This window comes from Streptomyces sp. NPDC000345 (genome assembly GCF_042898825.1).
In the GTDB taxonomy this organism is placed as follows: domain Bacteria; phylum Actinomycetota; class Actinomycetes; order Streptomycetales; family Streptomycetaceae; genus Streptomyces.
In genome coordinates this window covers 109,896-131,124 of sequence record NZ_JBIAZE010000013.1, presented here as the reverse complement: position 1 = coordinate 131,124, position 21,229 = coordinate 109,896, and the positions used below count along the sequence as shown (strand labels likewise).

Here is a 21,229-nt window from a genome sequence, read left to right as displayed (position 1 = left end):
GGTAATGGTCGGCCGGAGGTCGCGGTAGCGGATCGGGCCGAGTTCTCGGTGGTTGCGCGTCTGGGCCGGTCGGCCCAGTGGAGGGGACCTGCAGCACCTGCCCCCGCGGTCCCGGCGGCCGGACGCTGGAGGAGTATCCAGCCCGAAGCCCGACGGAGGAGACCGGCGCCATGGTCCGTTACGTGTACGACTTCACAGAGGGCGGCCGTGACCAGGCCGACCTGCTCGGCGGCAAGGGCGCGAACCTGGCCGAGATGACCCGGCTGGGCCTGCCGGTCCCGCCGGGCTTCACGGTGACCACCGAGGCCTGCCGGGCCTTCCTCGCCACCGGTAGCGAGCCGGACGGCCTGGCCGAGGAGATCTCCGGGCACCTGACCGCCCTGGAACAGGCCGCCGGACGGCGCCTGGGGCGGCCCGACGACCCGCTGCTGCTGTCCGTCCGTTCCGGGGCACGGTTCTCCATGCCCGGCATGATGGAGACGATCCTCGACATCGGCCTCAACGACGACTCCGTCCTCGGCCTGGCGAAGGTCTCCGGGAACGAGCGGTTCGCCTGGGACTCCTACCGTCGTCTCGTACAGATGTTCGGCAGCACCGTCATGGGAGTCGACGGTTCCCGCTTCGAGAAGGCCATGGCCGACCTCAAGCGGGCCCGGGGCGCCGCGAACGACCTGGGTCTGGACGCGGCGGACCTGGCCGGGCTCGTCGGCACGTACAAGGACCTGATCCGGCGGGAGACCGGCGAGGACTTCCCGCAGTCGCCGGCCGAGCAGCTGCACCGGGCGGTCCTCGCCGTCTTCGAGTCCTGGCGGGGCGAGCGCGCCCGCGTGTACCGCCGCCGTGAGCACATCGCCGACGACCTGGGCACCGCGGTCAACGTGCAGACCATGGTCTTCGGCAACCTCGGCCGCGACTCCGGCAGCGGCGTCGCCTTCACCCGCGACCCGGCCACGGGCCGGCCCGGCCTGTACGGCGACTACCTGGCGAACGCGCAGGGCGAGGACGTCGTCGCGGGCATCCGCAACACCGTCCCGCTGACCGCCCTGCAGGAGCTGGACCCGGTCTCGTACGACCAGTTGCTCGGTCACATGCGGACGCTGGAGGCGCACTACCGGGATCTGTGCGACATCGAGTTCACCATCGAGCGCGGCCGGCTGTGGATGCTGCAGACCCGGGTCGGCAAGCGCACCGCCGAGGCCGCGTTCGCCATCGCCGCGGAGCTGGCCGACGAGGACGTGATCACCCCGGACGAGAGCCTGGCCCGCGTCAGCGGGGAGGGACTCGCCCGGCTGATGTTCCCCCGGTTCGACACCTCGGCCGTCGGCGACGCGCTCGCGCACGGCCTGCCGGCCTCGCCGGGAGCGGCCGTGGGCGCGGCGGTGTTCGACTCGGCCGAAGCGGTCCGCCGGGCCGCCGCGGGCGAGAAGGTCGTCCTGGTGCGCCAGGAGACCACTCCCGACGACCTGCCGGGCATGATCGCCGCCCAGGCGGTGCTCACCAGCCGCGGCGGCAAGACCAGCCACGCGGCCGTGGTCGCGCGCGGCATGGGCCGGGTGTGCGTGTGCGGTGCCGAGGAGATCACCGTGGACACCGAGGCCCGTCGCTTCACGGTGGGCGGCACGACCGTCGAGGAGGGCACGGTCGTCTCCGTGGACGGGTCGAGGGGCGCCGTGTACCTGGGCGCCGCCCCGCTGGTCGACTCCGCCGTGATGCGGTACTTCGAGACGGGTGAGCGCTCCGCCGGGCTGGTGGAGGCCGTGGCCCGCGCGATGGACCGGGCGGACGGCGTGCGGCGGCTGGAGGTGCGGGCGAACGCCGACACCCCCGAGGACGCCGCCCGCGCCCGGCGGTTCGGCGCGCAGGGCGTCGGTCTGTGCCGTACCGAGCACATGTTCCTCGGAGAGCGCCGCAAGCTGGTCGAGGCGATGATCCTGGCCGGCGACGAGAGCCGGCGCGAGAAGGCGCTGGCCGCGCTGCTGCCGCTCCAGCGGGAGGACTTCGTCGGCATCCTGGAGGCGATGGACGGTCTGCCGGTCACCATCCGGCTCATCGACCCGCCCCTGCACGAGTTCCTGCCCGACCGCACCGAACTCGCCGTGCGCATCGCCGCCGCCGAGGCCCGGGGCGCGGTCCCCGAGCCGCACGACACCGAGCTGCTCGACGCGGTCAACCGCATGCACGAGGAGAACCCGATGCTCGGCCTGCGCGGGGTGCGTCTGGGCCTGGTCGTGCCGGGACTGGTCGCCATGCAGGTGCGGGCGATCGCCGAGGCGGTCGTGGAGCGCACGCGGGCCGGAGGCTCCCCCAGGGCGGAGATCATGGTGCCGCTGGTCGGCGCCGTGGAGGAACTGCGCATCGAGCGGGCCGAGGTGGCGCGCGTGCTGGCCGAGGTCTCGGAGGAGACCGGCGTCCCCGTGCGCTGCCCGGTCGGCACCATGATCGAGCTGCCCCGGGCCGCGCTCACCGCCGGCCGGATCGCCGAGGAGGCGGAGTTCTTCTCCTTCGGCACCAACGACCTCACCCAGACCACCTGGGGCTTCTCCCGCGACGACGTCGAGGCGGCCTTCTTCTCCGCCTACCTCGACAAGGGCATCTTCGCCACCTCGCCGTTCGAGACCCTCGACCGTGACGGGGTGGGCCGGCTGGTCCGGATCGCGGTCGACGAGGGCCGCGCCACCCGGCCCGACCTGAAGATCGGCGTCTGCGGTGAGCACGGCGGGGACCCCGAGTCCGTCCACTTCTTCCACGCGGCCGGGCTGGACTACGTCTCCTGCTCGCCGTTCCGCGTCCCGGTCGCCCGGCTGGAGGCCGGACGGGCCGCGCTCGCCGGGACGGAAACGAGTGACAGCAGGTGACAAGGAGGTGGCCGACATGGCCCGCATCGTCGGTGAGGTGATGACCCGTGAGGTCGTCGAGGCCCGCCGGGAGATGTCGTTCAAGGACGTCGTACGGCTGCTGGACCGGTACCGGATCAGCGGGCTGCCCGTCGTGGACGACGACGACAAGGTCGTGGGAGTGATCTCCGAGACCGATCTGATCCGCCGTCAGGCGGCCCGGTCCACGGGCCGCCTGACCCGGCGGCTGCGGCTGCCCCCGCTGGGCCGGTCCGCCCGCCGTGCCGCCGCGGCCGCTCGCGCCGGCACGGCCGGGGAACTGATGTCGACCCCCGCGGTCACCGTGCACCCGGAACAACGGATCGCGGACGCCGCGCGTGTGATGGAGCGGCACGGCGTCGAGCGGCTGCCCGTCGTGGACGAGGAGGACCGGCTGATCGGCATCGCCACCCGGCGCGACCTGCTGCGGGTGTTCCTGCGCACGGACGACGAGATCCGCCGGGAGGTCCACGACGAGGTGCTGACCCGCGCCCTGGGCCCCTCGGCCCACGGCGTGACCCTCTCGGTCCGGGACGGCGTGGTCACGCTGGGAGGACACCTGGAGCACCTCGACGACATCCCGCTCGCGATCCGGCTGACGTACCGGGTGGACGGCGTGGTCGGCGTGGTCAACAGGCTGACGGTCCGTGTCGCGTCGGGGCCGGTCGGTCCCGCGAAGGGACCTTCGGGTCCTGGGCCGGAGCACCGCTGACGTAAGACGCTGCTGGTGGAAGCGGTACCGCGGCAAACCCGCCGGTGCCGCTCCCACCCCGCGCCGCCGCCCGTGCGGCGCCCCCTCGACCACGGAGGCTCGCCCCCATGACCCGCCACGACGACCGCAGTGCGACCACCGACCCCGCCGGCGCGCCGTCCGACATCGCCATCGCGGTGGACCGCCTGGTGACGAACGGGCTCAAGGCGCTCACCGACTACGAGGCGCTCGATCAGGAGCAGGTCGACCACATCGTGAAGAAGGCCTCGGTCGCCGCCCTGGACCAGCACACCGAGCTCGCGCGGCTCGCGGTGGAGGAGACCGGGCGCGGCGTGTTCGAGGACAAGGCGGCCAAGAACATGTTCGCCTGCGAGTACGTCACCCACAGCATGGGCCCGATGAAGACGGTCGGCGTCATCGCCCGCGACGACATCGACGACATGACCGAGGTGGCCGAGCCGGTCGGCGTGGTGTGCGCGATCACCCCCGTCACCAACCCGACCTCCACCACCGTCTTCAAGGCGCTGATGGCGCTGAAGACCCGCAACCCGGTCGTGTTCGCGTTCCACCCCTCCGCGCAGCGCTGCAGCGCGCAGGCGGCCCGCATCGTGCGTGACGCGGCGGTGGCGGCGGGTGCGCCGGAGCACTGCGTGCAGTGGATCGAGACCCCGTCCGTCGAGGCGACCGGCGCCCTGATGCGCCACCCGGGTGTCTCCCTGATCCTGGCCACCGGCGGCAACGCCATGGTCAAGGCCGCGTACTCGGCCGGCAAGCCCGCCCTGGGCGTGGGCGCAGGCAACGTGCCCGCCTACGTCCACCGGAGCGCCGACGTCCGACGCGCCGTCAACGACCTGGTGCTGTCGAAGTCGTTCGACAACGGCATGATCTGCGCCTCCGAACAGGCCGTCATCCTCGACGAGGAGATCTACGACGCGGTCCTCGCCGAGTTCCGCACCCTGCACGCCCACCTGGCCACCGCCGAGGAGAAGGCGAAGCTGGAGACGTTCCTGTTCCCCGTCGGCGCCGCCGGCGCGGGCTGCGAGCCCAAGGTCAACGCCGCGGCCGTCGGGCAGAGCCCGGCGTGGATCGCCGAGCAGGCCGGATTCTCGGTACCGGCGGACACCTCGCTCATCCTGGTCGAGACCGACCTCGTCGGCCCGCAGGAGCCCCTCACCCGCGAGAAGCTCTGCCCGGTCCTCGCCGTCCTGCGCGCCGGCTCCGAGCAGCAGGGCTTCGACCTGGCCGCCGACATGGTCGCCTTCCACGGGCAGGGCCACAGCGCCGTCATCCACACCGAGGACATGGAGCTCGCGGAGGCGTACGGCAAGCGCATCAAGACCGTGCGCATCATCGTCAACGCCCCGTCCTCGCAGGGCGCCATCGGCGGCATCTACAACAGCCTGCTGCCGTCGCTGACCCTGGGCTGCGGCTCCTGGGGCAGCACCTCGGTGTCCAACAACGTCTCCGCCGCCCAGCTGCTGAACGTCAAGAGGGTCTCGGTGCGTCGCAACAACCTGCAGTGGTTCAAGGTCCCGCCGAAGATCTACTTCGAGCCGCAGTCCATCCGCTACCTCGCCTCGATGCCGGACGTCCACCGCGTCACGGTCGTCACCGACGCCACCATGACCCGCCTCGGGCTCGTCGACCGGATCGAGCGGGTGCTGCGCCGGCGCCGTGAGCCGGTCACCATCCAGGTCATCGACAACGTCGAGCCGGAGCCCACCATCGACTCCGTCCGGCGCGGCGCCCGGCTCATGGGCGACTTCCGGCCGGACACCATCATCGCCCTGGGCGGCGGCTCCCCCATGGACGCGGCCAAGGTGATGTGGCTGCTGTACGAGCAGCAGGCCGAGGGCAAGGACGTCGACTTCGCCGACATGCGGCACAAGTTCTCCGACATCCGCAAGCGGGCCTTCCGCTTCCCCGTCCTCGGCAAGCTGGCCCGTCTCGTGTGCATCCCCACGACCTCGGGCACCGGCGCCGAGGTGACCCCGTTCGCCGTCATCTCCGACCCCGCCACCGGCAAGAAGTACCCGCTGGCCGACTACGCGCTGACCCCCAGCGTGGCGATCGTCGACCCGCTGCTCACCACCGCGCTGCCCCGCGCGCTGGCCGCCGACAGCGGCTTCGACGCCCTCACCCACGCCATCGAGGCGTACGTGTCCGTCTACGCCAACGACTTCACCGACGGTCTCGCCCTGCACGCGATCCGGATGATCTTCGAGAACATCGAGGCGGCGGTCAACGACCGCGCGGCCCGGCCGCAGGCCCGGGAGAAGATGCACAACGCCGGCACCATCGCGGGCATGGCCTTCGGCAACGCCTTCCTCGGCATCGTCCACGCCATGTCGCACACCCTCGGCGCCACCTTCCACATCGCGCACGGGCGGACCAACGCGGTGCTGCTGCCGCACGTCATCCGCTACAACGGCACCGTCCCCACGAAGCTGACCGGCTGGCCCAAGTACGAGAACTACCGCGCCCCCGAACGCTTCCAGGACATCGCCCGCACGCTCGGTCTGCCCGCCGCCACCCCGGCCGAGGGCGTCGAGTCGCTCGCCTCGGCGGTGGAGCGGCTGCGTGAGGCCGTGGGCATCGAGCCGACGTTCCAGGCCCTCGGCGTCGACGAGCGCGCCTTCCTCGAGGCGCTGCCGCAGCAGGCGCTCAACGCCTACGAGGACCAGTGCGCCCCCGCCAACCCGCGGATGCCCATGCTCGACGACATGCGCGGGCTCATGCGCACCGCCTACTACGGGCGTGACGTGAGCGCCGACGGCGCGGTCCCGGCGAACTGACCGGGGCCGCCGCCCCGCCCGCTTCCCCCTCCCTTCCTCGCCTTTCCCTCTCCCTTCACCCGCACCTCCCAGGAGTCTTCATGCTGTCCGCGGAATCCGCCGCCCTCGTACAGGCCACCCTGCCCGCCGTGGGCGGAGCGCTCGACGAGATCACCACCCGCTTCTACGCCACGATGTTCCACGACCGGCCGGAACTGCTCGACGGCATGTTCAACCGCGGCAACCAGGCCAGCGGGGCCCAGCGGCGCGCGCTGGCCGGCTCGATCGCCGGATTCGCCTCCGCCCTGCTGGCGAACCCCGAGGCGCGCCCGGACGAGCTGCTGTCCCGGATCGCCCACAAGCACGCCGCCGTCGGTGTCACCGACGACCAGTACACGATCGTGCACAAGTACCTGTTCGGCGCGATAGCCGAGGTGCTCGGCGACGCGGTCACCCCGGAGGTGGCGGCCGCCTGGGACGAGGTCTACTGGCTGATGGCGGGCGCCCTGATCAGCCGGGAGGCCCTGCTCTACCAGGACGCGGGGGTCCAGCCCGGCGGGATCTGGCGGCCCTGGACGGTCGTGGAACGCCGTACGGAGACCCCCGACGTCGTGTCGTTCCTGCTCCGTCCGGCGGACGGCGAACCGGCGCCGCGCGCCCGGGCGGGCCAGTACGTGAGCGTCCGCGTGCGCATGGCCGACGGGGTGCACCAGCTGCGCCAGTACAGCCTGTCCTCGGACCCGGGCGGAGAGCTGCGGCGGATCACCGTGAAGCGGGTCACGCAGGAAGCCGACGCGCCGGCCGGTGAGGTCTCCACCCTGCTGCACGACGAGGTCCGCGCCGGGGACGAACTGCTGCTGTCGGCGCCGTTCGGCGACGTCTTCCTCGACGAGCCGGCGGACGCCTCCGCGCCGGTCGTGCTGGTCTCGGCCGGCATCGGGGTCACGCCCATGACCGGCATCCTGGCCCATCTCGCCGCCCTCGGCTCCACCCGGCCGGTCCTGGTCCTGCACGCCGACCGCTCCCCCGAGGACCACGCCCTGCGCGCCGAGACGAACGACCTCGTCGGCCGGCTGCCGGACGCCCGGGCCGTCTACTGGTACGAGCGCCCCGGAGCCGGGGAACCCGACGCCCGCACCGGCCTGATGGACCTGAGCGGCACCGAACTCCCCGACGGCGCGACGGTGTTCCTGTGCGGTCCGCTGCCCTTCATGCGCGAGGTGCGCGCCCAGCTGCTCGGCGCCGGGGTTCCCGCGCGCAACATCCGCTACGAGGTCTTCGGACCCGACCTGTGGCTGCCCGGCACCGCGGCCTGAGCCGCCCCCCAACCGCTCTGACGCACCGAGGGAAGGAACCCGCATGACCCGCGACAACGCCCAGGAGACGCCCAAGGTTCTGCTGCGCTCCGACGGCGCCGTGGACGAGGCGACCCTGGCGTACGCCCGCGCGAAGATCGACGCCGTGACGGACCGGCCGGGCCTGCCGGTCGTCACCGGCGAGGTGCGCATCGTGCGAGCGGCGGCCCACCACGGCGACCACCCGTGGTCGGCCACGGCCGACCTGCGCATCGGCGGTCACCAGGTGGTCGCGGCGGCCGAGGAGCCGACGGGCACGGAGGTCGTCGACCGGCTCCAGGACCGGCTGCGCCGCCAGACCGACAGGGCCGCCCACGGGGCCCGCGACGGCGGACACCGGACGACAACCCCGCCCTGGCGCCGCGAAAGCGGCCCGTCCCACCCCGCCACGCCGGAGGACACCCCCCGCTCAGCATGAACCCGCGGTGCCCCGGGTCCCGGCCGGCCGACACCCACCCGCCCGGGACCCCACCCGGCGGGCAAGCACCCCCGCTCGCCCGCCGGGCGAACCCTCGTCAGTCCGCCACCCGGCCCGACCACCCACCGGCCTGACCCCCACCCGGCAGGCAAGCCCCCCGCCCGGTGCCACCCAGTTGGCCCACACCAGCCGGCCCACCACCGGCCCGTCCGTTGCCCGCGGGTCGGCCCCCGTCAGGCCGGCGCTCGGCGCGGTCGACCACCGCCTGACCACCACCCGGCGGGCCAGCATCCGCCGCCCGCCACCCAGTTGGCGGACACCGGCCCGCCCGCACTCGGCAAGCCGCCACCACCCGGCAGGCCGACCTCCAGCCCGGCGGCGCCTCGCGGTCGAGCCCTTGCTCGTCTCCCGTCCGTTGTGCGGACACCGGCCGGCCCACCACCCGGTGGGCGAGCACCCCTCCCCTGCCGCCCCTTTCGGCAGGCGCTGCCCCCGGCCCACCACACTGCGGGCGAGCCCCGTTCGCCTGCCCCGCGTGGCAGGCACCGGCCCCGTTCCTCACCCGGCGGGCGGTGGGTGGGGCGGCCCGGGGGGACGGGAGGGACGTCCGGGCCCACATGGTGACCAACGGCCCCCTGACGGGAGGCACCGGCTGCGGCGAGGCTGGGACCGCGGTTCCCGATCGGCGGGAGAGCATGAGGAGTTGTGTGATGGCGAAGGCATATCTGGTGGGCAGCGGGATCGCGGCACTGGCCGCTGCGACGTACCTGATCCGCGACGGCGGCTTCGAGGGATCCGACATCCACCTCTTCGAGGAGCAGCGGACCCTCGGCGGCAGCCTGGACGCGGGCGGCACACCGGACGCCGGCTACACCATGCGCGGCGGCCGCATGTTCGAGGCCGAGTTCCGCTGCACGTACGACCTGTTGTCCCGGATCCCCACCCTCGACGACCCGGGGGTCTCCGTCACGGAGGAGATCCTGGCCGGCCACGAGGACTTCGCCTGGGACGACATCGCCCGGCTGGTCGACGGGGACGGCAAGATCGTCGACACGACCTCGATGGGATTCTCCGAGCGCGACCGGCTGGAGCTGGTGCGCTGTCTGGCCACTCCCGAGGGTCACCTGGACGGCAAGCGGATCACCGACTGCTTCGGCGAGCACTTCTTCACCACCAGCTTCTGGTTCATGTGGTGCACCACGTTCGCCTTCCAGCCCTGGCACAGCGCGATCGAGTTCCGCCGCTACCTCAGGCGCTTCATCCACCTGTTCCCCGGGTTCGCCACGATGAAGGGCATCCACCGGACCCGCTACAACCAGTACGACTCCATCGTGCGGCCGTTGACGGCCTGGCTCCACGAGCAGGGGGTGACCGTCCACACCCGCTGCCGGGTCACCGACCTCGGCTTCACCCCCGGCATCCACAGCGGCACGGTCGACACCCTCCACCTGAGCCGGGACGGCGACGACGAGAAGATCGCCGTCGCCCCCGACGACCTCGTCTTCGTCACCAACGGCTCGATGACCGACGCCTCCAGCCTCGGCTCGCACACCTCCGCGCCCCCGCCGGCTCCGCACAGCTCGGACGCGTGGCTGCTGTGGCACCGGCTGGCCCGTGGCCGGGAGAACTTCGGCAACCCGTCCGTCTTCGACAAGCGGATCAAGGAGTCCCGCTGGGAGTCGTTCACGGTCACCACGAAGGACCCCGCGTTCGAGAAGGCGCTCGAGGAGTTCAGCGGGCGTCCGGCCGGCAAGGGCGGCCTGATGACCTTCACCGCGTCCAACTGGCTGCTCACCGTCGTCGCCAACCGTCAGCCGGTCTACCGCGACCAGCCCGAGGGCGTGACCGTCTGGTGGGGCTACGGGCTGCACCCCGGCCGGGCCGGCAACCACACGCCCAAGCCGATGACGATGTGCAGCGGCCGGGAGATCCTCGAGGAGGTGCTGCACCACCTCCCGTTCGACGAGCGGACGGCGGCGCGGATCCTGGAGACCTCCACCGTCGTGCCCTGCGTGATGCCGTACATCACCAGCCAGTTCCTGGCGCGCCGTCGCGACGACCGGCCGAAGGTGGTGCCGCAGGGGTCGGTCAACCTCGCCTTCATCGGGCAGTTCGCCGAGGTGCCCGACGACGTCGTCTTCACCGTCGAGTACTCCGTCCGCACCGCCTGGACGGCGGTGGCGCAGCTGCTGGGCCTGGAGAAGCACCCGCCGGAGGTCTACAAGGGCCACCACGACCCGCACGTGCTGGCCGCCGCCCTGGAGACCATGCACCGCAGGTAGGACAGGCACCGAGGCCCGAGGGGGACGTCCGGCCCCCCTCGCCCGGGACCATCGGCACTGGTGGGAGCGGCGTGGCGCGAGGGACAGTGAAGACAGGAGCGGCACCGATCCCCCGCGGTGTCGCTCCGTCGCGTACGGCCCCGCCCGGCGCGGAACGGGGTGGCCGGTCATCCTCGCGGGACGAGGACCACCGGGCAGTGCGCCCGGTGCAGCAGGGTGTGGGCGACGGGACCCAGCCGCGGGCCGAGCACGCTCGTCCGGTGCTGGGCGCCGATGACGACCACCGCCGCCTCCCGGGTCGCCGCCAGCAGCTCGTCCGCGGGAGCGGCACGGACCGTGCGGGTCTCCACGACGACGCCGGGGTGCCGGTCCCGCAGCCGGGTGAGGGCGTAGCGCGGTACGGCCTCCTCGGCCCGGGCGGTGCCGGCCAGCCGTTCCTGACCCGGGCTGCGCGTCGGGACGAGGGAGGGAAGTTCGGGGGTGATGTGCCGGTGGCTCCAGCTGTGCAGGACCCGGAGCCCCGCACCGCGCCGTTCGGCCTCCTGGAAGGCGTACGCCGCTGCCCGCGCGTCCCGGTCGTCCGCGAGGCCCAGCAGTACGTCCCCGCCGTCGTCGCACGGGTGGTCCCCGCGGACGACCAGGAGCGGGCTCTGCGCGAGGGCGGCCAGCCGCAGGCTCACCGAGCCCAGCGCCGGTCCGCTCACCGCGCCCAGACCGCGGGTGCCGACGACGGTGAGGTCCGCGCCGGCGCTCTCGCGCGCCAGTGCGCGCACCGCGCCGCCCTCCGCCGCGACGGTCTCCACGGGCAGCCCCGGATGCCGTGCGCGGACGCGCGCCTCGGCGGCGCCGAGGACCGGTGCGGCCTCGTCACGGTCGGGAACCGCGTACAGCACGCGCAGAGCGCGGCCACGCCGTGCGGCCTCGGCCGCGGCCCGGTCCAGCGCCCGCACGGAGATCAATGAGCCGTCCACTCCGACGACTACGTGGTGCAAGGTCATGGCCGTACCTGTCCCTTCTGTGGTTCGAGTCGGCCGTTCGACGGAGGCGGCGCCCGACGGGCGCACCGGCCTCCCCGGACGATGGTCCTCGTGTGCCGTCGCCCCGGGCAGAAGCCGGGAGAACCCCCGGAAACGCCGAACGGCCCTTGGTTCAAGGGCCGTTCGGACCAGTGCGGGACGGGGGTGATCCTCCCGAGGGGCGGGGTGGGCGCGGGTCGCCGGGTCGGCCGGGCGGCTCTCGGCGCGGGTCAGGAGGGGAGCCGCACGCCGTACAGGGTGCGTCCGCCGACGAGTGCGCGGCCGGTGACCAGCTCCGGCTCGATGCGCACGAAGGCCTCCCGCGGGGCCGGCACCCAGGAACGCGGACCGGTCCGCAGCAGCCGTGCGTGTTCGGCGGGGTCGGTCACCAGGCCGGCCGGCCCGGTGACCACGACGCTCCAGCCGGAGTGGGTGGCGGCGTCGACCTGGTCGGCCTCGAAGGCGACCACCGCTCCGTCGACGGCGCTCACGAGTTCCGAGGAGGCCGAGGTGCGCACCAGCACCGCGCCGTCGTGGTCCAGGCGGAAGTTGACCGGCAGGACGGCGGGCAACGCCTGCCGTGTGTACACGATGCGTCCCACCGGCACCCCGGCCATCAGGCGCAGGCACTCGTGCCGGTCGAGTGCGCGGAATCCGTCGTTGGCGTCCATCGGCCTTCTCGTCTCTCACGTGACAGAGCGGTGTCTCACGGTCCATCGTCAGGTGACGGGGACGCCCCCGGCCAGGGACCATCGGTCCCCGGCTTCCTGAGAGAGACCCCGCTCAGGCCGCGATGCGGCGCCCGGTGACGGCGTACGGTTCGATGCGCACCCACACGTCGCGCCGGCCGCCGGTCCACGGCGCGCTGTACGCCTGTTCGGCGAGCCGGCGCTCCTCGGCGAGGTCGGTCACCGTGCGCCCGTACCCGCGCACCAGGACGCTCCAGCCCTCGCTGAAGGCGTCGTCGATGCGGTCCACCTCGAAGGCGACCGGGCAGCCGGACGCCAGGGACGGCGTGGCGCCGCGAGCGGTCCTGAAGACGATCGTGTCGTCGACGACGGTGTAGTTGACGGGGACGATCACCGGCCCGAGGGCGGTGGGCACCGCGATCCTTCCGACACCGTGCGACGACAGCAGGACGGCGCACTCGGCCTTGCTCAGCTCGGTGAACTCGGGTGCGCGCCCGGCCTGTTCACGACCGGGCGGCAGATCGGTGTCGCCTCCGGTGAGCGCCGAGACCGTGGTCTGCAGCGCCGCCGCCAGCGTGAGCAGCGCGCCGCGGCCGGGCGCGGCGTCGGGGTGCTGTTCCAGGTGCGCCAGATAGCTGGGGGCCATGCCCGCCCGGGCGGCCGCCTCCTCCCGTGTCAGCCCGAGCTGGACGCGGCGTGCGGCGAGCCGGCGGCCCAGGTCGCCCGAGGGCGCGCCGCCCGTCACGTTCGCCCGTGTCTGTTCGGCCATGGCCCCTCACGTCCTCTCGTCAGACCGCCCGGACGGCGACCTCGTCGTGCGGCTGCTCGCCGAGCACCACCTTGAGGGCGCCGGTGTCGGCGGCCCGGGAGAAGACGTCGTACGCCTCCTCCATCTGTTCCAGCGGGAAGGTGTGGGTGACCAGCTGCGCGGTGGGCAGCCGGCCGGCGGCGGCCATGCGCAGCAGGGTGGGTGTGGAGTGGGTGTCCACGAGACCGGTGGTGATGGTCACGTTCTTGATCCACAGGTCCTCGAGGTGCAGCGTGGCGGGCCTGCCGTGGACGCCGACGTTGGCGACGTGGCCGCCGGGGCGCACCATGCGGGTGCACAGCTCGAAGCTCTCCGGCACGCCGACCGCCTCGATGACCACGTCCGCGCCGAGCCCGTCGGTGAGGTCGGCGATCAGTTGCTCGGGGTCCTCGCGGGCGTCGGCCACGGCGTCGGCGCCGAGCCGCTTGGCGGCCTCCAGCCGGGACGCGGCCAGGTCGACGGCGACGATGCGTTCGGGCGCGAACAGGCGGGCGGTGGCGATCGCCGCGAGGCCGATGGGGCCGGCCCCGACGACGGCGACGGTGTCGCCCGGGCGCACCCGCCCGTTGAGCACGCCGACCTCGTAGGAGGTCGGGAAGATGTCCGCCAGCAGGACGGCGTCCTTGCTCTCGACCGCGCTGGGCAGCGCGTGCACGGACAGGTCGGCGAAGGGGACACGGACGTACTCGGCCTGGGTCCCGTCGATCAGGTGGCCGAGGATCCAGCCCCCGCCGCCGCGGCACTGGCCGTAGGCGGCCTCGCGGCAGTAGCGGCAGCGTCCGCACGCGCTGATGCAGGAGACCAGCACGCGGTCGCCCGGACGTACGGTCCGGACGTCGGCGCCGACCTCGACGATCTCGCCGACGGCCTCGTGTCCCAGGACCGTGCCCGGGCGGACCTCGGGCACGTCGCCCTTGAGGATGTGCAGGTCCGTCCCGCAGATGGTGACGGCGCCGACCCGGACGATGGCGTCGGTGGGTTCCTTGACTGCGGGGTCCGGGACCTCTTCCCAGGCGGACTGCCCGGGGCCGTGGAAGACGAAGCCTTTCATGACACTCCTCACCGTCCTCTGCGCGACTGCAGATATGGCCCGATACATACAGCTTGTCCGTTGTTCGCCGGATCCGCTTGGGCCGTCCGGCCCCCCTCGGCGGCCGCTCGGGCCTCACCGCCGCCGCGGAGGGGGACCGCACCCGGTCAGTACGCCGGTGAGACCGGCGTCCGGGTGACGGGCCGCAGCTCCCGGCCCGCCGTACGGCGCGGGGTGGCCGGCCCCTCCGGTCCGTAGCCGAGGCGCAGGAGCAGCTGCGGATGCGCGGTGCCGTCGGGGACGGCGACCAGGGCGTCGCGCAGGTCGGCCCACTCGACGGCCTGGTGCATCACCGACGCGCGCAGTCCGTGGGCCGTCGCGACGAGCCACACCCGCTCCAGGGCCTGTCCGGCGCACAGCCAGTCGACCCGGCGGTCGTGGCCGGTGGTCAGCACGGCGACGACCGGGGCCGCCTCGAAGGGCCGTGCGGTCAGCCGTTCACGGTGGCGCTGGGCGGTGAAGTCCCGCAGCGGGATCCTCTCCCGGGCGTCCTGCGGTCCCAGTGCCGTGCGCGGCAGACCCGTGTCGGGCGCCGGTTCCAGGTCCCGGTGCACCCAGTGGCGGGCCTCGGCCGCCCGGTCCGCGTCGAGGCGGTTGCGTTGTTCGGCCTCGGCGGTCAGCCGCAGCAGACGCAGCGTGTCCGCCCCCTCGGTGAAGCGCAGCGAGGCGCCTTCCGCGAGGGCCGCCGCGGCGAGTTCCCGGCGCACCGCGGCGGGCAGCGGCCGGCTGGTGAAGGGGAAGCGGCTGCTGTGCCGGCGCCAGATCGCCTCGTAGAGGTCCGCGTCCCGCTCCCCCGTCCGCCGGGCCGTGAGCCCCGCCGGCCGCACGGTGGCGAGCAGGGCGGGGTCACGGGGGCTGGGCAGCAGACGGGTGACCGGTGACCAACCGAAGTGGGCGAGCGCGACCCGGAGGTTGAACACACAGGCCCCGACGGACAGGAGCAGGGCCCGGCCCGTGGGGTCCATGTGCCGCATGCCCCGTCCGGGGTCGGCACGCACCTCGAACGTCACCGTCTCGGGGTCCAGTGCGAACCGCCAGGGCTGGGTGTTGTGGACCGAGGGCGCGGCCACCGCGGCGGAGACACAGGTCTCCAGGAGCGCGGCGCCGAACGATGTGCTCTCCATGATGCCCTCCTCGCGCGTGGGCGTCGGACGGCCGGTTGTCCTTCTCTCCTCCGAGCATGGGCGCCCCGTCCCGCCCCCGGCAGGGGTCGAAGGTCCCGGGCGGGGTGCCCGGCGGCCCACGCGCTCTCCTGGGCTGAACGGCCCTTCGCGGCGGTGGAGTCGGTCCCGGGCGGCCCTGCTCGCACCCCTGGTCGGCCCATGTCCCGGCACGGCTGCGGCTGTCACCTTCAAAACTGTCACGACGACGAGGAGGAGGTGCGGACCGATGCCCGCAGGCAAGTGCGCGAGGAAACGGCTGTGGCGGTGGCGAAGCAACCCGCTGCGGCGGCGCGACGACGTCGTCGAGTCCTGGATCGTGCTGGCCGTGTGGACGGTCTTCGCCGTGGGCGGCACCGCCGCCGGACTGGTGACCGCTCACGCCGCCGACGAGGTGTTCGCACAGCAGCGAGCCGAACGTCAGCCGGTCCGGGCCGTGCTCCTGACCGACGTCCCGCTCGGCACCGCCACGCTCGGCGGGACGTCCGACCGCCGGATGACGAAGGTGCGCTGGACGGCGTCCGACGGCTCGACCCGCACGGGCCGGACGCTGGTGGACGCCGGCCTCGACGCCGGATCCCGGGTCACCGTCTGGCAGGACGCCCGGGGCCGGCTCACCGCCGAGCCGCCGAGCTCCACGGAGGCGGCGATCGAGTCGGGCTTCCTGGGCACCGCGGCCGCGGCCGCCCTCGCCGGCCTGGCGTTCGGTTCCGGAGCGGTCGCCCGGTGGCGGCTCGACCGGCGCCGGATCGACGAGTGGGGCAGGGAATGGGATCAGGTGGGACCACGATGGGGTCACAAGACCAGCTGAGGGGCACGGCAGACGCGTTCCGGGCTCCGGGCCGAAGAAGATACGGCCCGGAGCCTTCCGCGTGTCCGGAGCGGGCCTCCTAGGGGTGCGTCAGGGCTTCGGCGACGCGTCCCGCCCAAGCCTCGATCGCGCCGAAGTCCCGGAAGTCGCCGCCCTTTCCGGAGCGGAGGATCATCTTGGCCACGCGTCCCTTGGCTCCTTCCTGCAGGCACCCTCCGAAGGTGACGTGCTCCCGGACGTCCAGCCGGAGCATGGCCCGCTGCACACCGCGCACGGGCGGGATGTCCCGCTCGGAGGCGGAGGCGTCGAGCGGTCCGCTGCTGAAGAACCACACGGGCCGCTGGGCGAGTTCGGCGCGGTGCCGGCGGACGAACCGCCGGGCGTCCTTCTGCCAGCGCCCCGCGTAGAGCCCGCCGCCGACCACGACGGCGTCGTACTGCTCCACGCTCGTCACGGACCGGGCCGGAAGCGCCTCCACCGTCAGCCCGTCCTTGCGCAGGACGTCGGCGACGGCTTCGGCGATCCCCGCGGTGGATCCGTTCGTCGTTCCGTAGGTGACCAACACGGTGCCGGTCATGGCGGTCCGCCTCCTCTCACAGTCGGCGCAGCCAGTCGTCGGCCACGCCGTGGACGGCCTGTGGCTGTTCCCCGGTACGCCCCCGTGCGTCGTCCAGCCGGTAGGTCAGCTTCCCGACCGCGTCGACCACACCGTCGATCCGGCGGGTCATCGACAGGGCGATCTCGGTGTCGCTCTTGCGCTCCATGTGTCCGGTGAGGGTGACGACGCCCTCCGTCACGGAGACCTCCACACTGCGCGGCGGCAGCCACAGCGCGCGCACCAGGACCTCCTCGATCACCTCGTCGCGGATCTCCTTGTCGGGCCGCAGGAAGACCTGGAGGAGGTCGCGGCGGGTGACGATCCCGACGAGCCGGTCCTCCTCGTCGAGGACGGGGAGCCGTTCCACCCGCCGCCGGGCCATGGTGCGGGCGGCCTGGACGATGGTGTCGTCGGCGTGCACGGTGACCGGCGGTGCCGTCATCAGCCGGCCCGCGGTGCGCGCCCTGCCCTTCGCGGCCTGGCGCCGGGCGCCGGGCGCCAGCTCGGTGAGCCGCGCGCGGTGCTTCGGTTCGTAGGGGTCGGGGATGGTCGCCTGGTGCATCATCAGGTCCGTCTCGGACAGGACACCGATGACCTTGTCGTCCTCGTCCACCACCGGCAGTCCGCTGATCCGGTGGGTCGCGAGCAGTCGGGCCACCTCCTTGAACGGGGTGCCGTACTCGGCGCGGACGACGTCCGTGGTCATCACGGAGCCGACCTTATTGTGCCTCATGGCCGTTCCTCCTCAGCGCAGCCGGCGCAGATAGGGGTCGTGGGGGCGACGCGGCAGCAGGCGCAGCCGCGCGTCGAGCACGGTGACGCCGCCCGGTGTCGCCAGGACGGGGTTGAAGTCGACCTCGGCGAGCTGCGGCAGGTCGGCCGCCATCCGGGACAGCCGCAGGAGCAGCTGTTCCAGTTCCCCGAGGTCGACGGGGGTGCTTCCGTTCGCGCCCAGCAGCAGCGGGGCGCACCGCGGCGAGGTGATCAGCTCGTGGACGTCGCGGTCGGTGAGGGGGGCGAGGCGGGCGGCGTGGTCGGCGAGGACCTCGGTGGCCGTGCCGCCGAGCCCGAACAGGACGAGCGGGCCGAAGACCTCGTCCTGGACGACACCGGCGAACAGCTCGGTGCCGCGGGCGGCGAGGGGTTGCAGGACCACGCCGGTCAGGAGACCGGCGAAGCGGGTCTCCAGGTCCCGGAACGCGGCCCGGACCTGGGAGTCGCCGCGCAGATCCAGGTGGACGGCCCGCTGCTGGGACTTGTGCAGCAGCCCGGGCCAGTGGGCCTTCATGACCACCCGGCCGTCGAAGCCGCGCAGCCGGTCTGCGGCGAGCACGGCCTCGTCCTCGGTCTCGGCCCAGGCCCACGGGATCTGCGGGATGCTGTAGCAGGCCATCAGGTCGGCGCAGGTGCGCGGGTCGAGCCAGCCGCCGTCGGGATGCGTGCCGAGGAACTCCTCGACGACCGCACGGGCCCGCCCGGTCTCGACGTCGTCGAGGGCGGGGACGGCGCCGGCGGGCCGGGCGAGCCAGGCGGCCCGCTCGGCGGCGTGGGCCAGGGCGCGGGCCGCCGCCTGGGGTTCGGCGTAGGAGGGGACCGTGCCGCCGTCGGCCGCGGGCAGCAGCCGGACGGGCAGGTCCTGTTCCAGGCGCACGGCGAGCACGGGCCGCGGCCGCCGGCCGGGGCCCCCGGTGAGGGCCCGGACCAGGTCGTCCCCGGTGGCCGCGGCGACCGCCGTGGGCACGAGGGCCACGACGACGGCGTCGATGCCGGAGCACCGGGTGAGACGGTCGACGCACGCCGTCAGCTGTTCCTCGGACACCGCGGCGGTGGCGTCGACCGGGTTGCCGACGGCGGCGCCGTCCGGCAGCACGGCGAGCAGTTCCTCGACCGTCGCCGGGGTGAACGGCGGCAGCGCCAGTCCGGCCTCCGCGCAGGCGTCGGCGGCGAGCACCCCGGCTCCGCCCGCGTTGGTGACGATCGCGACGCGACTGCCTTCCGGCAGCGGCTGGGAGTGGAACAGGGCGGCCGTTTCGAGGAGTTCGCCGACCGAGCGGGTCGCGGTGATGCCGGCCTGGGTGAACAGCGCACCGCGGGTCATGGTGCGGGTGGCGGCGGCCGCGGTGTGGGAGGCGGCGGCCTTGCGGCCGGCGTCGGTACGGCCGGCGTCGACGGTCAGCACCGGGATGCGGCGGGTCACGCGCCGGGCGGTGCGGGAGAAGGCGCGCGGGTTGCCGAAGGACTCCAGGTGCAGCAGGGCGAGTTCGGTGCGGCCGTCGCTCTCCCACCACTGGAGCATGTCGTTGCCGCTGACGTCGTACTTGTCGCCGAGGGAGGCGAAGGACGACACGCCGATGCCGAGCCGGGACAGCCCGTCGAGCAGGGCGATGCCGACCCCGCCGGACTGCACGGCGACTCCGGCCGTCCCGGGGCGGGGGTGTCCGGCGGCGAAGGTGGCGTCGAGGCTCAGCTCGGGGTCGGTGTGGGAGATGCCGAGGCAGTTGGGGCCGACGAGGCGCATGCCGTAGGTGCGGCAGGCGGTCAGCAGGGCCTGTGCCTGGGTGTGGTCCAGGCCGGCGGTGACGACGACGAGGGCGCGTGCCCCGGCCCGGCCGCTCTCCTCGGCGACGGCCGGCACCGCGGCGGCCGGTACGGCCACGACCACCAGGTCGGGCCTCTTGGGCAGCGCCGCGACCGAGGGGTGGGACGGCACGCCGAGCACGGAGGTGACCTTGGGGTTCACGGCGAAGAGGCGGCCGGTGAAGCCGCCCGTGCGCAGCTGGTGCAGGACGGCCCGGCCCACGGAGCCGGGGGTGCGTCCGGCGCCGACCACGGCGACCACGGACGGCCGCAGCAAGGGCAGCAGGCTGGCCACGTCGGCGGACCGGCCCCGGGCCTCGACGGCCGACAGATAGGTGTCGTCCTGGTCCAGGTGGACGGTGCAGCGCACCTCGGGCCCCTCGAAGCGGCGGGAGGTGCGCAGGCCGAGGTCGGCGAAGAGACGGAGCACCTCGTGGTTCTCGCTGAGGGCGTCGGCCGTGAAGGTGGTGATGCCCTCCGCGCGCGCCGCCGAGGCCAGGTGTTCGACGAGAAGCGTGCCGACCCCGCGGTGGTGGAGGCCGTCGGCGACGGCGATGGAGACCTCCGCGCCGTCCTTCTGCCCGCCGTCCCGCTCCCGGCCGGTGTCGTACTCGGCGAGGCCGATCACCCGGCCGTCCACCTCGGCCAGCAGGGCCCGGTAGCCCGGCCGGGCCGGGGCGCAGGCCCGGTCGGCGGCCAGGGCGCCCGAGCGCCTGCTCGCCGAGAAGAACCGCCGCCGGAGGTTCTCGGGCGACATCTCCTCGTAGAACCCTCGCAGCTGTTCGCGGTCGCCCGGCAGTACCGGCCGGATGCACACGGTGGTGCCGTCCGCGAGCAGGGCGTGAACCGGGGCCCGGTCGAGCAGGTCGTCCGTCATCGCAGGTCTCCTCGGTGGCTTCGATACTTCGATCGTCCGGCGCGGAGGCGGGGATCGCATGGGCTGTACGGGGCCGCTCCGTGGCCGGTCGGCCCTTCCGGCGCCCGCCGATGGACCCCCTCCGCCGCACGGCGGGGCGCGCGGTCGAAACGCGTCAGTCGTCCGCCACCAGGGCCGTCAGGTCCAGGAGCCGGTTGGTGTAGCCCCACTCGTTGTCGTACCAGCCGAAGACCTTGGCCAGGGTGCCGTTGGCCTGGGTCAGGGCCGGGTCGAAGACGCAGGACGCGGGGTCGCCGATGACGTCGCGGGAGACGATCGGGGCCTCGGAGACGCGCACGATGCCGTGCAGCGGACCGTTCGCGGCCGCCTCGAACGCGGCGTTGATCTCGTCGGCGCTCGCCTCCCGGGTGAGGACGACGGCGAGGTCGGTGAGCGAGCCGTCCTCCACGGGCACCCGGACCGCGATCCCGTCCAGCGCCCCGGCCAGCTCCGGCATCACCAGTCCCACGGCGCGGGCGGCGCCGGTGCTGGTGGGGATGATGCTGACGGCGGCCGAGCGGGCCCGGCGCAGGTCGCGGTGCGGGCCGTCCAGCAGCGACTGGTCGTTGGTGTAGCCGTGGATGGTGGTCATCACCCCGCGCTCGACGCCGAAGGCGTCGTCGAGCACCTTCACCATCGGGGCGACGCAGTTGGTGGTGCAGGAGGCGGCGGAGACGATCCGGTCGCGGTGCCGGTCGTAGGTCCTGTCGTTGACGCCCATCACGATGGTGGCGTCCACGCCTTTGCCGGGCGCCGACAGCAGCACGGTGTGGGCTCCGCCCTTCAGGTGCAGGGCCGCCGAGTCCCGGTCCCGGAAGCGGCCGGTGGACTCGACGACGATGCCGGCGCCGTAGTCGGACCAGTGCAGGGCGGCGGGATCGCGTTCGGCGGTGACGGCGATGCGCCGTCCGTCGACCGTGAGGGAGCTGTCGTCGTGCTCGACGTCGCGTCCGATGCGCCCGAACGTGGAGTCGTACTCCAGCAGGTGGGCCAGGGTGGCGGGTGAGGTGAGGTCGTTGATCGCGACCACCTCGACGTCCTGGACGCCTTCCTCGGCACGGTCGAGGGCGGCGCGCAGGTAGGTGCGGCCGATCCGGCCGAAGCCGTTGATGCCGACGCGTACGGTCATGGCGGGACTTCCTTCCGGGGG

The 21,229-nt window shown here is 73.6% G+C and carries 16 protein-coding genes; 7 read left to right on the top strand and 9 right to left on the bottom strand.

From position 1 onward, the window contains the following. The first annotated feature begins 170 nt into the window (after positions 1-170). The 6 genes from ppdK to ACFY30_RS28475 all read left to right on the top strand — a co-directional run bounded on the left by ppdK (position 171) and on the right by ACFY30_RS28475 (position 10,414). On the top strand, positions 171-2,855 hold the full coding sequence (ppdK, locus tag ACFY30_RS28500) for a pyruvate, phosphate dikinase (protein WP_390848007.1): 2,685 nt from the start codon (positions 171-173) through the stop codon (positions 2,853-2,855). A gap of 16 nt (positions 2,856-2,871) precedes the next feature. Then, on the top strand, positions 2,872-3,585 hold the full coding sequence (locus tag ACFY30_RS28495) for a CBS domain-containing protein (protein ID WP_390848006.1): 714 nt from the start codon (positions 2,872-2,874) through the stop codon (positions 3,583-3,585). 107 nt (positions 3,586-3,692) lie between these two features. Next, the gene (gene adhE, locus ACFY30_RS28490) at positions 3,693-6,380 is read left to right on the top strand and encodes a bifunctional acetaldehyde-CoA/alcohol dehydrogenase (RefSeq protein WP_390848005.1); all 2,688 of its coding nucleotides are present in this window, start codon (positions 3,693-3,695) and stop codon (positions 6,378-6,380) included. An 80-nt stretch (positions 6,381-6,460) separates the two neighbouring features. Further along, the gene (locus tag ACFY30_RS28485) at positions 6,461-7,675 is read left to right on the top strand and encodes a globin domain-containing protein (protein ID WP_390848004.1); all 1,215 of its coding nucleotides are present in this window, start codon (positions 6,461-6,463) and stop codon (positions 7,673-7,675) included. Positions 7,676-7,718: 43 nt separating this feature from the next. Further along, on the top strand, positions 7,719-8,132 hold the full coding sequence (locus tag ACFY30_RS28480) for a hypothetical protein (RefSeq protein ID WP_390848003.1): 414 nt from the start codon (positions 7,719-7,721) through the stop codon (positions 8,130-8,132). 710 nt (positions 8,133-8,842) lie between these two features. After that, positions 8,843-10,414, top strand: a complete 1,572-nt coding sequence (locus ACFY30_RS28475; RefSeq protein ID WP_390848002.1) for an oleate hydratase — start codon at positions 8,843-8,845, stop codon at positions 10,412-10,414. A gap of 167 nt (positions 10,415-10,581) precedes the next feature. Here the strand turns inward: ACFY30_RS28475 and ACFY30_RS28470 are convergent, their stop codons facing one another. The 5 genes from ACFY30_RS28470 to ACFY30_RS28450 form a co-directional block, all read right to left on the bottom strand. Next, a complete protein-coding gene (locus ACFY30_RS28470) occupies positions 10,582-11,412 on the bottom strand; it encodes a universal stress protein (protein ID WP_390848001.1) in 831 nt (276 codons plus the stop codon). 248 nt (positions 11,413-11,660) lie between these two features. Then, the gene (locus ACFY30_RS28465; protein WP_390848000.1) at positions 11,661-12,101 is read right to left on the bottom strand and encodes a pyridoxamine 5'-phosphate oxidase family protein; all 441 of its coding nucleotides are present in this window, start codon (positions 12,099-12,101) and stop codon (positions 11,661-11,663) included. A 112-nt stretch (positions 12,102-12,213) separates the two neighbouring features. Then, positions 12,214-12,888: a helix-turn-helix domain-containing protein gene (locus ACFY30_RS28460; RefSeq protein WP_390847999.1), complete on the bottom strand. Its 675-nt coding sequence runs from the start codon at positions 12,886-12,888 to the stop codon at positions 12,214-12,216. Positions 12,889-12,907: 19 nt separating this feature from the next. Beyond that, positions 12,908-13,978 carry a zinc-dependent alcohol dehydrogenase family protein gene (locus tag ACFY30_RS28455; RefSeq protein WP_390847998.1) on the bottom strand — a complete coding sequence of 357 codons (1,071 nt, stop codon included), beginning with the start codon at positions 13,976-13,978 and terminating at the stop codon, positions 12,908-12,910. Positions 13,979-14,124: 146 nt separating this feature from the next. Continuing rightward, entirely contained in the window at positions 14,125-15,141 is a 1,017-nt protein-coding gene (locus tag ACFY30_RS28450; RefSeq protein ID WP_390847997.1) for an Acg family FMN-binding oxidoreductase, read from the bottom strand. A 265-nt stretch (positions 15,142-15,406) separates the two neighbouring features. On the opposite strand from ACFY30_RS28450, the gene ACFY30_RS28445 reads away from it, so the two are divergent. After that, positions 15,407-15,988, top strand: a complete 582-nt coding sequence (locus ACFY30_RS28445; protein WP_390847996.1) for a hypothetical protein — start codon at positions 15,407-15,409, stop codon at positions 15,986-15,988. Positions 15,989-16,067: 79 nt separating this feature from the next. Here ACFY30_RS28445 and ACFY30_RS28440 read toward each other — a convergent pair whose 3' ends face one another. The 4 genes from ACFY30_RS28440 to gap form a co-directional block, all read right to left on the bottom strand. After that, positions 16,068-16,565, bottom strand: a complete 498-nt coding sequence (locus tag ACFY30_RS28440) for a flavodoxin domain-containing protein (RefSeq protein ID WP_390847995.1) — start codon at positions 16,563-16,565, stop codon at positions 16,068-16,070. Positions 16,566-16,581: 16 nt separating this feature from the next. Continuing rightward, positions 16,582-17,319, bottom strand: a complete 738-nt coding sequence (locus ACFY30_RS28435) for a CBS domain-containing protein (RefSeq protein WP_390847994.1) — start codon at positions 17,317-17,319, stop codon at positions 16,582-16,584. Positions 17,320-17,331: 12 nt separating this feature from the next. Beyond that, a complete protein-coding gene (locus ACFY30_RS28430) occupies positions 17,332-20,040 on the bottom strand; it encodes a GNAT family N-acetyltransferase (protein ID WP_390847993.1) in 2,709 nt (902 codons plus the stop codon). 154 nt (positions 20,041-20,194) lie between these two features. Continuing rightward, positions 20,195-21,208: a type I glyceraldehyde-3-phosphate dehydrogenase gene (gap, locus tag ACFY30_RS28425; RefSeq protein ID WP_390847992.1), complete on the bottom strand. Its 1,014-nt coding sequence runs from the start codon at positions 21,206-21,208 to the stop codon at positions 20,195-20,197. Between the last annotated feature and the right edge of the window lie 21 nt (positions 21,209-21,229).